The sequence below is a fragment of the Flagellimonas sp. 2504JD4-2 genome (genome assembly GCF_053642935.1).
This window is the reverse complement of sequence record NZ_JBSIOV010000002.1, coordinates 224,945-235,709: the sequence shown is the minus strand read 5'-3', so window position 1 is coordinate 235,709 and position 10,765 is coordinate 224,945. Positions and strand designations below refer to the sequence as shown.

Sequence of the window (10,765 nt, the reverse complement as noted above, 5' to 3'; positions counted from 1 at the left end):
CGGTTCCCAAATTCAGCTTTGTTTAAGCATTATTTGAATTAGTCAAAGGTATACCCGTTATCCGTGGCTACTTTGTCGGCAATTTGAGTCCGCAGTGCCACGACATTGGGTTGATTTGTATATTTCGTAAAGCGTTTGAGTCCCATTAGCATCATTCGTTGTTCATCACCTTCCGCAAAGCTTACGATAGCTTCTTTTCCTTTTTGGTTGATGATATCCACTGCTCTGTACAAATATAATTTGGACATTGCGATTTGAGCAGCTTGGGAATCTTCGCCAAATCTTTTAGTATTTTTCTCAGTACGCAATATAGTGGATTCTGCCAAATAAACTTGTATTAAAATATCTGAGGCAGACATCAATAGCATTTGGTGCTCTTCCAAGCTTGGCCCAAACTTTTGAACAGCACTTCCGGCAATCATCAAAAAGACTTTTTTCAATCGGGCGATCAAATCTTTTTCTTCGGAAAACAGTTCTGAAAAGTCCGGAGTATCAAAAGATGGAATACCCATAAGTTCCTCACCGACCGCTGTGGCGGGGCCTAGCAAATCGACATGACCTTTCATGGCTTTTTTGACCAACATACCAACGGCCAACATCCTATTGATTTCATTGGTCCCTTCATAAATCCTGGAAATACGTGCATCTCTCCATGCTGATTCCATTGGAGTGTCTGCGCTAAAGCCCATTCCCCCAAAAATTTGAATTCCCTCGTCTGTGGTATGCTGCACATGTTCTGAAACTGCAACCTTTAAGATAGAGCATTCAATGGCGTATTCCTCAACACCTTTAAGTTCTGCCTCCTGATGGGAGTTTCCATCCGCTTCCCTAATAGCAATGCGATCTTCGATGTTTTTCGCCGCACGGTAACAAGCGGATTCGTCAGCATAGGCGTTGGTGGCCATATCGGCAATTTTGGCCTTAATCGCTCCGAAATTCATTATTGGGGTCTTAAACTGGATACGCTCATTGGCATATTTGGTAGCTTCAGTAAGCACACGTCTTTGCGCTTCCAAACAAGCTGCCGCCAGTTTAATTCTACCCACATTGAGGGCGTTCATTGCAATCTTAAATCCATTTCCTCTTTCAGAAAGCATATTCTCCACAGGAACCTTGGTTTCATTGAAAAATACCTGACGGGTAGAGGACGAGTGAATACCCAATTTTTTCTCTTCGTCACCTAAGGTGATACCATTTTCAGGGTCATTTTCGACAATAAAACCTGTTATGTTCTTGTCATCTTCTATTCGTGCAAAAACTATAAAGAGATTACAGAAACCGGCATTGGAAATCCACATTTTCTGCCCGGTAATGCTATAGTGCTTCCCATCTTTGGAAAGTACAGCTTTGGTTTTTCCGGAATTTGCATCAGAACCAGCACCTGGTTCTGTCAAACAATACGCTCCAAACCATTCACCAGTCGCTAATTTCGGGACATATTTTTGTTTTTGTTCTTCTGTCCCATAAAGCGTAATGGGCATAGTGCCGATACCTGTATGGGCCCCAAAAGCAGTACTGAAAGAACCTGTTGCCCCAGATATATAATCGCAAACCAACATGGTAGAAACAAATCCCATACCCATGCCGCCATAGGCTTCTGGAACGGCGATACTCAAAAGTCCAAGTTCACCTGCTTTTCGCATGGTTTCCTCGGTATAGGCGTAATCTTTTTTCTCAAAGCGTTCCCAATGGGCCCAAAGTTCTCTATCTACAAACTCTTTGGTGCTCTCCCGCATCATTTTTTGCTCCTCGGTAAGGTCTTCGAGGGTAAATACGTCTTCGCACTTGGTCTCTTTTACCAGGAATTGTCCGCCTCGTAGGATATCTTTATTTAGGGTTTCAGTACTCATAGCTTTAGTATTAGTTCCTTTCTTTTTCTTAGTTCAAAAATTCATAAATCCCTGCTGCTCCTTGACCGGTTCCAACGCACATGGTAACCATGCCATATTTGCCTTTCATGTCTCGTTTGCGCATCTCATCAAAAAGCTGAACGGAAAGTTTGGCTCCGGTACAACCAAGAGGATGCCCCAAAGCGATTGCTCCACCATTCACATTGATGATATCTTGGTTTAAATCCAATTCTCGGATTACGGCCAGCGACTGCGAAGCAAAGGCTTCATTCAGCTCAATCAGTTCCACATCATCTTGTTTTAGTCCGGCCTGTTTCAATGCCTTTGGAATGGCTTTTACCGGACCAATACCCATAATACGGGGCTCGACCCCCGCAGCGGCGTAATTGACCAATCGGGCAATGGGTTCGAGGTTCAGCTCTTTGACCATTTCCTCGCTCATAACCATCACAAAGGCAGCACCATCGCTCATTTGGGAAGAGTTTCCAGCGGTAACACTTCCACCAGCAGCAAAAACAGGGCGAAGCTTGTTCAAGGTAGGAATATTGGTTCCTTTTCTTGGCCCCTCATCCTTGTTTACGGTATAGGAAGTGGTTTCTTTCTTTCCGGCTTCATTCACAAAAGTGTGCTCAACATCAATGGGTACAATTTGATCTTGGAATCGATTTTCTTCCTGAGCCTTTAAGGCCTTCATGTGGGAACTATAGGCAAACACATCCTGATCTTCCCTAGAAATCTTAAATTGTTTTGCCACCGCTTCAGCCGTCAGGCCCATTCCCCAGTAGTAATCTTCATGACCCTCCTTGGCTGTTGCATAATCCGGAGTTGGTTTATAGCCACCCATAGGAATATAGCTCATGCTCTCAGATCCGCCGGCGATAATACAATCGGCCATTCCAGATTGAATCTTTGCTGTAGCAATTCCAATGGTTTCCAACCCTGAAGCGCAATAGCGATTTACAGTCACCCCGGGAACATCATCAATATTTAATCCCATCAATGAAATCAACCTAGCCATGTTCAATCCTTGTTCTGCTTCCGGCATTGCATTCCCTACGATAACGTCGTCAATTCTTTTTTTATCGAGTCCGGGCAATTCCTTCATCATGTGCTCAATGGTCTCGGCGGCAAGTTCATCGGGTCTTTTGAATCGAAATAGACCTCGAGGCGCCTTCCCAACGGCGGTTCTATATGCTTTTACGATATATGCTGTCTTCATCTTAATTTCTTAAAGGTTTTCCTGTTTTCAACATATGTTGGATACGTTCCAGTGTTTTTCTTTCGGTACATAGGGAAAGGAATGCTTCGCGTTCCAAATCCAACAGATATTGCTCACTGACATAACTGGCTTCGGACAAATCTCCACCAGCCATCACATATGCCAGTTTATCCGCTATTTTCTTGTCGTGTTCGGAAATGTAATGTCCTGCCTCCATGGAATCCGTTCCAACCAAGAACATCCCTAGAGCTTGTTTCCCCAATACTTTTACGTCAGTTCGTTTTGGAGGTTTAGTGTATCCGGCTTCGGCCATAAGTTTCGCATAAGCCTTGGCCGTAGCTATTTGTCGATCTTTATTGACAATCACTACATCCTTACCTTTTTGCAGGATTCCCAAGTCATAGGCTTCGTAAGCTGAGGTAGATACTTTTGCCATTCCGATGGTCAAGAAATACTCTTGCAGCACATTCAGTTCCACGTCATTCTTTCTAAAGGTATCGGACGCTCTCAAAGCCATTTCCTTGGAACCACCCCCCCCTGGAATTACACCAACTCCAAATTCAACCAAACCAATGTAAGTTTCAGCGGCTGCAACGATTTTATCGGCATGCATGGACAGTTCGCATCCACCTCCCAGACACATACCGTGTGGTGCTGAAATGGTAGGGATGGAGGAGTAGCGCATGCGCATCATGGTATCTTGGAAATATTTGATGGCCATGTTCAACTCATCATATTCTTGCTCAACAGCCATCATGAAAATCATTCCGATATTGGCACCTACAGAGAAGTTGGCCGCTTGATTACCCACAACCAATCCCTGAAAATCTTTTTCCGCAATGTCGACAGCCTTGTTCAGACCAGCCAACACATCTCCGCCTATGGTGTTCATTTTGGATTGGAACTCAATATTTAGAATTCCATCACCCAAATCTTCGATGACAACACCACTATTTTTAAAGACTTCGTTGGATTTCCTTATGTTGTCCAGTATGATAAACGCATCCTGACCAGGAACTTTTTTCATGGTCTTCTTGGAAATATCATAGAAATAGGTAGCTCCATCTTTCACGGAATAGAAAGATTCGATTCCTGCTTCCTTCATGTCGTTCACCCAAGAGGCTACCTCCAAGTTTTCCGCCTGGATAAATTCCAGACCTTTTTCAAGTCCAACAGCATCCCAAATTTGGAAGGGACCGTGTTCCCATCCGAAGCCCGCTTTCATGGCATCATCTATCTTATAGAGCTCATCCGAAATTTCCGGAATTCGATGCGAGACATATGCAAAAAGGGCACCAAAACTCTTTCGATAAAACTCACCAGCTTTGTCCTTGCCTGATGTTAAAACTGAAAATCGGTCAACAACTTTATCAATGGTCTTTGTCAATTCCAGCGTAGCAAACTTGGCGCTCTTTTTTGAGCGATAGTCCATAGTATCCAAATCCAACGTCAGGATTTCACTCTTGCCATTTTCGCCTTTGACCTTTTTATAGAATCCTTGTCCCGATTTACTACCTAACCATTTATTATCGACCATGGTCTTGATGAAATCCGGCAATTGGAAGAGTTCCAATCGCTCATCATCTTTACAATTTTCGTGGATACCATTGGCAACATGCACCAAAGTGTCCAATCCGACAACATCCACAGTACGGAAGGTGGCCGATTTAGGTCTACCTATAACTGGTCCTGTGAGCTTGTCCACTTCTTCCACGGTCATTCCTAGATCCTTAACCGCATGAAAGAGGCTCTGAATGCTAAAAATTCCAATGCGGTTTCCAATGAAAGCCGGGGTGTCTTTTGCCACGACGGATGTTTTTCCAAGGAACTGCTCGCCATAACCATTTAAGAAGGTCAAAACTTCTTTGGAAGTCTTCGAACCAGGAATGATCTCAAAAAGTTTCAGGTATCTGGCCGGATTGAAAAAGTGGGTTCCGCAGAAGTGCTTTTGAAAATCCTCACTTCTCCCTTCACTCATAAACTTAATAGGTATCCCCGAAGTATTTGAGGTAATCAGGGTGCCCGGTTTTCTATGTTTTTCCAAATTTTCGAAAACCTGCTTTTTGATATCCAAACGTTCTACAACAACCTCAATGATCCAATCAACATCAGCAACTTTTGAAATATCATCCTCAAGATTACCAGTAGAGATCCTAGTGGCAAACTTTTTATGATAAATAGGTGAAGGTTTGGATTTAAGGGCTGCAGCCAACGAATCGTTGACCAAACGGTTTCGAACAATTTTATCCTCCAAGGTCAATCCCTTCGCTTTTTCCTTATCGTTGAGCTCTCGGGGAACAATGTCCAATAATAAAACTTCGACCCCGATATTGGCAAAATGACAGGCTATGCCACTACCCATGATACCAGAGCCTATTACGGCAACTTTATTGATATGCCTTTTCATTTATGAGTGCGAATTAATTAGTTGTTTTTGTATAAATTTTCTTTTCAATTATCAGTTTGTTTATGATTTCGGCAGTCTTAAAAAAACTGACCAAATCTTCTTCAGCGACGTTATCCCTTACGACCTCATTAAAGCGCAAAACCACATCTTTAGAATCCTTCCTCTTTTCCAAACCAAGTGCGGTCAAGTGTATCAACACGCCCCGTCCATCTTTTGGATTTGGTTTTCTTTGGATATATCCTCTTTCCTCTATATTCTTAAGAATTCTGGATAAACTTGTCGCTTCCATGCCCATTTTGGGACCTAAAGCGGTACTGGGAGTTCCCTTTTTTGGATCAATACTCAAGAGCGTAAAACCAATAGCCATTGTAAGTCCGTAGTGCTTGGCTTCCTCGTTATACATCTTACTTACTGCCTGCCATGTAGCCCTTAGCGCATAATCAATGGTCAACTCTTTCATAAATCCGGTTTGGTGTGACCAAATATACAAAAATTTATTATGCATGCATAATAAATAGGAATTATTATAACGTATGAAAAAAGAAGGGCCCAAAAATGAATTTGGGCCCTTTGAAATTTGGTTGGAAAGCGCTGCGCAACGCTAATGACCGTAGATATTATTATAGAGATCTATATATTTTTCTTTTACGATTTTTCTACGAAGTTTCATAGTAGGGGTAAGGTGACCATCATCTACGCTCCACACATCGGGAGTCAATCTAAATTGTTTTACTTTTTCCCATTTGGCGAAATCCTCGTTTGCCAAATCGATTTCTTCCTGAATGCGTGAGATTACCTTTTCGTTTAAGATGATGTCCGAGTTTTCACCCAGGGTGATATCATGTCTATTGGCCCATTCGTATAGGAATTCAAAATTTGGTTGAATCAGGGCGGCGGGCATTTTTTCACCTTCACCCACAACCATGATCTGTTCCACAAAACGGGATTGTTTAAATCTGTTCTCCAAAAGTTGTGGAGCTACATATTTTCCTCCCGATGTTTTGAACATCTCCTTTTTACGGTCTGTAATTTTCAAAAAGCCATCAGCATCTATTTCACCGATATCCCCAGTGTGGAAATATCCTTCCTTGAGTACTTCGGAGGTCTTTTCAGGGTCTTTGTAATAACCCATCATTACGTTGGGACCCTTACAAAGGATTTCGCCATCATCAGCTATTTTTACTTCCACACCTTCGATGATTCTTCCAACGGTCCCGATTCTCCATCCGTGATTCCGCTGATCGTTTACAGAAATTACGGGCGATGTCTCGGTAAGTCCATAACCTTCCATAACAGGAATTGCTGCTGCTCCAAATACCCTGCCTAATCTTGGTTGAAGGGCCGCACTACCAGACACCATAATGTCCAAATTACCACCCAAAGCTTCTTGCCATTTACTAAAGATGAGTTTTCGGGCCAACCCCAGTTTTTTCTCATATGCCCAACCATTTTGGCCGTATGGCTTATATTTTAACCCCAATTCAACCGCCCAAAAGAATAGTTTCTTTTTCAGCCCTGTTAACTCAGTACCTTTCATAATGATTTTGTCGTAGACTTTTTCCAAAAGCCTAGGAACCACCGTCATGACATTAGGTTTGACCTCTTTGAGATTATCGCTGATTTTCTCGAGATTTTCTGCAAAATAAATCTGCACCCCGCAGTATTGGTATAGATACAAGATCATGCGTTCAAAAATGTGGCAAATAGGCAGAAAACTCAATGCTTTACCTCCGGAATCGAAGGGAACCCTTTTTTCACTGGAAACCACATTCGACACGATGTTATTATGGGATAACATTACACCTTTAGGCCTTCCGGTAGTTCCCGATGTATAAATCAAAGTGGCCAGATCCTCAGGGTTTACAGCAGCTTTTCGTTCTTCAACTGTATTCTGGTTGGAGGTGTCCTTACCTAACTCGAGTACTTCAGTCCAATTTTTGCAATTTCCCAATTCATCAAACGAAAAAACATCCTTCAATTTTTGGAGGTTTGAGCTTATCGCCAATACCTTTTCCAAAACCTCACCACAGGAAACGAAACAATATTTGGCCTCGGAGTGGTTCAGGACATATTCATAATCTTCCTCTGAAATAGTTGGATAAATCGGGACATTTTGTGCCCCAAGCTGTAAAATGCCAATATCGACTATGTTCCATTCGGTACGGTTGGTCATGGAGATTATGGCAACCTTATCGTTGGCCTCAACTCCAAGTTTCAACAAGCCACGGCTAATGGCATTTGCCTTGTCAATATATTCTTGGGAAGAGGTAGATTTCCAGTTCCCATCCACCTTGGTGACCAGGGCGTTGGATAGATTATATTTTTCGTGTGAGTAATATGGAAAATCGAATAAACGGGTAACTTTTTGCATAGTAAGTTTCTGTAAAGTAATTGCAAAATAGGGAAAGGAAGCGGGATTTTAAAATGGAAAATTCAACAAAATCCTTTCAGAATTAATAAAAATGATATTCCAGCGCAAGTTTTGGGAAGAACATGCATCTAAAATTTAAACGACCCAGATCCCGCTTATGCAGAAAACTACTTTTTGTATCATTTTAAATTCCACAGTATGAAAAGTGTTTTCAATATTCTACTCTTATTTTTTATTATTCTCCAGTTTTCTTGCCAAGATGATTTTTCAGAAGAAATCGTGAACTTACCAGATGCCATCGTAAATGATGATGATGAAACTCCTGATGGAAATGACAATAATGACAATGACGATGATGATATGCAGGATGATGAGGGAACCATTTCGGAAGAAGATATGGATGTTCTTGAATTGACCTTGAATTTGCCATCAGATTATTTCGATTATACTGTCCAACTCCCTAATTTCTTTCTAGACAATGAGCTCCAAGATGAGGACAACACACCAAACAACAATCCCGTGACCGATGCCGGTGCAACTTTAGGAAGGGTATTGTTCTATGATGTTCAGTTGTCGGCAAACAACACGGTTTCCTGCGCATCTTGCCATGTGCAGCAAAATGGTTTTTCGGACCCCAATCAATTTAGTATAGGTTTTGAAGGTGGACTTACCGGTAGGAATTCGATGGGACTTGCCAATGCGAGATTCTATGAAAATGGACGATTTTTTTGGGATGAACGTGCCGCGAGTCTGGAAGACCAAGTTCTGCAACCCATTCAAGATGCTGTTGAAATGGGACTTACTTTGGACGAATTGGAGTCCAAATTGGGTAATGAAGCATATTATGGAGTACTCTTTCGGTTGGTTTTTGGTGATGAAGAGGTGACAAGCAATCGAATTTCGTTGGCCCTGGCACAATTTGTCCGTTCCATGGTATCGTATCAATCCAGGTTTGATGCGGGCTTGGCCCAAGTGAACAATCCGAACAATAACTTTCCCAATTTTACAGCTTCTGAAAATAGAGGCAAGCAGTTGTTTATGAGTAATCAGACGAACTGCGCCCAATGCCATGATACCAACGTGCAAGTTGGGGATAGGGCCAGAAATAATGGACTGGATGTAACTCTTACGGATTTGGGCGTAGGAGGAGTGACCGGAAATAACAATCAGAATGGTGAGTTTAAAGTGCCATCCTTGCGGAATATTGCCCTTACGGCACCTTATATGCATGATGGCCGATTTGAAACCTTAGCAGAAGTCATAGAGCATTATGACAATGGTGTGCAAAATAGCCCCAATCTGGATAACAGACTTCGGGTACAAGGAGGCAATATTAGGAGATTGAATCTATCCGACGCAGACAAGCAGGCCTTGGTAGACTTTTTGAACACCTTAACGGATGAGACCTTTATTGCAAATGAAAAGTTCTCAAATCCATTTATAAATCAATTGCAGTAGGTTGGCGGAAGGTGTTCCTAGGGCTAATTCGCCTTAGGGACATCTTCCAAATTATGATAGATCTTCAGCCCATTTTCCTTAGCTATCCTAACATCGTTGTCCGCTCCTTTGGATTCTCCTTGTATTCTAAGAACAGCATCACATTTTAATAGCATTCGGTGCGCAGCTGGATATTGTATTTCTTGCCACACTTCATCTCCTGGCTGTTTGGCTCCTGCCAATTTTAGCAATGGAAGTGCCAACCATTCGCCAATAATGGGCATATGCCCCATCCTAAACAAAGGAAGTGCCATTGCTTCCAATCGTTCTAGATTTTGTCGCATAAGTTCTGGGTCGTTGTTTGTACCGCTTCTATAGGGTCCTGCTATCAATATCATCATACCAAACAGTTTTGTGTAAAGAAACTTAAAAGCAAGAGGAGAAAAAATAAACTAGTTTAAGTGCTATCGTTCATTTTTGATCATGCTTAAAAATTCAGGCGTTATTCCAAGATAAGAAGCAATCTGCTTTTGATTCACCCTTTCGGCTATCGCAGGGTACTTTTTGATAAAGATTTCGTATTTGTCCTTTGCGGTCAAAGACAGGTTTTCCAATCCTCGTAGTTGTTCCCTTATGTATGCATTCTGCAAAAGAATTCTGAAAAACCGTTCTAACTTAGGTATTTCACGAAGGAAACGTTCAAAATTCTGTTTGGATAGACAAAACACATGTGATGGTTCGAGTGCTTCGATACTTAGTTTACTTTTTACGGCTTTGGTAAAGGCAAACATATCTGTAATCCACCAATCCTTTACAGCAAACATTATTGTAGTTTCTTTACCCTCAGGACTTAAAAAATAAGCACGAAGAGTTCCTTCATTTACAAAATAAATAGCGTCACAATAACTACCTTGTTTTAGAAGGATTTGACCTTTTTCCAGTTTTTTCTCGATCAATGAGGAGGTAAGGGCATGGATTTCCTCTGATGTCAATGTTATATGATTGGAAATGTTTTGTAGAATGGCTTCAAAATCCATGGTCAAGATTTTGGATTAAGGTGAAGCTTCATGCCTTCATGCGAATCCACAAATCCCAAGGATTTATAAAATTCCAAAGCTTCTGGTCTTTTTTTATCCGTGGTCAATTGTACCACATGGGCACCCTTCTGTTTTGATCGTTGTATGGCCCATTGGAACGCCATTTTACCAATGCCCTTACCGCGATAATCTTCATGCACCCTTACTGCTTCAATCTGCGCCCGAACACCTCCTTGATAGGTCAGATACTGGATGAAGCTTAACTGAAACGTACCAATTACGTGTCCCGATTCATTTTCGATGACCATCAATTCCTGATTCGGATCACTATCAATATTTTCAAAGGCTTGGAGGTATACTTCAGGAAGGGGATTCCTAAAATCTTCCCGTAGCTTTCCTAATTTATCATTGGCCAACATTTCTACGATCAAAGGAACATCTTTT

General features: G+C 41.8%; 9 protein-coding genes. 1 reads left to right on the top strand and 8 read right to left on the bottom strand.

Translation table 11 applies throughout. From position 1 onward, the window contains the following. Positions 1-38 precede the first annotated feature (38 nt). From ACULLH_RS07800 to ACULLH_RS07780, 5 genes are all read right to left on the bottom strand, one after another. On the bottom strand, positions 39-1,850 hold the full coding sequence (locus tag ACULLH_RS07800) for an acyl-CoA dehydrogenase family protein (RefSeq protein ID WP_454088180.1): 1,812 nt from the start codon (positions 1,848-1,850) through the stop codon (positions 39-41). Positions 1,851-1,878: 28 nt separating this feature from the next. Continuing rightward, entirely contained in the window at positions 1,879-3,069 is a 1,191-nt protein-coding gene (locus ACULLH_RS07795; protein WP_454088179.1) for an acetyl-CoA C-acyltransferase, read from the bottom strand. 1 nt (position 3,070) lies between these two features. Then, positions 3,071-5,476, bottom strand: a complete 2,406-nt coding sequence (locus ACULLH_RS07790) for a 3-hydroxyacyl-CoA dehydrogenase/enoyl-CoA hydratase family protein (RefSeq protein WP_454088178.1) — start codon at positions 5,474-5,476, stop codon at positions 3,071-3,073. A gap of 13 nt (positions 5,477-5,489) precedes the next feature. Then, positions 5,490-5,936 carry a MarR family winged helix-turn-helix transcriptional regulator gene (locus ACULLH_RS07785; protein ID WP_454088177.1) on the bottom strand — a complete coding sequence of 149 codons (447 nt, stop codon included), beginning with the start codon at positions 5,934-5,936 and terminating at the stop codon, positions 5,490-5,492. 141 nt (positions 5,937-6,077) lie between these two features. After that, the gene (locus ACULLH_RS07780; protein ID WP_454088176.1) at positions 6,078-7,847 is read right to left on the bottom strand and encodes an AMP-dependent synthetase/ligase; all 1,770 of its coding nucleotides are present in this window, start codon (positions 7,845-7,847) and stop codon (positions 6,078-6,080) included. A 198-nt stretch (positions 7,848-8,045) separates the two neighbouring features. Here ACULLH_RS07780 and ACULLH_RS07775 point away from each other — a divergent pair, with 198 nt between their 5' ends. Next, positions 8,046-9,305: a cytochrome-c peroxidase gene (locus ACULLH_RS07775; RefSeq protein ID WP_454088175.1), complete on the top strand. Its 1,260-nt coding sequence runs from the start codon at positions 8,046-8,048 to the stop codon at positions 9,303-9,305. A 23-nt stretch (positions 9,306-9,328) separates the two neighbouring features. Here the strand turns inward: ACULLH_RS07775 and ACULLH_RS07770 are convergent, their stop codons facing one another. From ACULLH_RS07770 to ACULLH_RS07760, 3 genes are all read right to left on the bottom strand, one after another. Then, a complete protein-coding gene (locus ACULLH_RS07770; RefSeq protein WP_454088174.1) occupies positions 9,329-9,685 on the bottom strand; it encodes a DUF4406 domain-containing protein in 357 nt (118 codons plus the stop codon). 63 nt (positions 9,686-9,748) lie between these two features. Next, a complete protein-coding gene (locus ACULLH_RS07765) occupies positions 9,749-10,321 on the bottom strand; it encodes a Crp/Fnr family transcriptional regulator (protein ID WP_454088173.1) in 573 nt (190 codons plus the stop codon). A gap of 2 nt (positions 10,322-10,323) precedes the next feature. Continuing rightward, complete coding sequence (locus ACULLH_RS07760; protein WP_454088172.1) at positions 10,324-10,752, bottom strand: GNAT family N-acetyltransferase; 429 nt, start codon at positions 10,750-10,752, stop codon at positions 10,324-10,326. Between the last annotated feature and the right edge of the window lie 13 nt (positions 10,753-10,765).

Bases quoted from the DNA above. Each gene is read 5' to 3' on its own strand.
- ACULLH_RS07800 (WP_454088180.1), bottom strand. From the start codon at position 1,850: ATGAGTACTGAAACCCTAAATAAAGATATCCTACGAGGCGGACAATTC.
- ACULLH_RS07795 (WP_454088179.1), bottom strand. From the start codon at position 3,069: ATGAAGACAGCATATATCGTAAAAGCATATAGAACCGCCGTTGGGAAG.
- ACULLH_RS07790 (WP_454088178.1), bottom strand. From the start codon at position 5,476: ATGAAAAGGCATATCAATAAAGTTGCCGTAATAGGCTCTGGTATCATG.
- ACULLH_RS07785 (WP_454088177.1), bottom strand. From the start codon at position 5,936: ATGAAAGAGTTGACCATTGATTATGCGCTAAGGGCTACATGGCAGGCA.
- ACULLH_RS07780 (WP_454088176.1), bottom strand. From the start codon at position 7,847: ATGCAAAAAGTTACCCGTTTATTCGATTTTCCATATTACTCACACGAA.
- ACULLH_RS07775 (WP_454088175.1), top strand. From the start codon at position 8,046: ATGAAAAGTGTTTTCAATATTCTACTCTTATTTTTTATTATTCTCCAG.
- ACULLH_RS07770 (WP_454088174.1), bottom strand. From the start codon at position 9,685: ATGATGATATTGATAGCAGGACCCTATAGAAGCGGTACAAACAACGAC.
- ACULLH_RS07765 (WP_454088173.1), bottom strand. From the start codon at position 10,321: ATGGATTTTGAAGCCATTCTACAAAACATTTCCAATCATATAACATTG.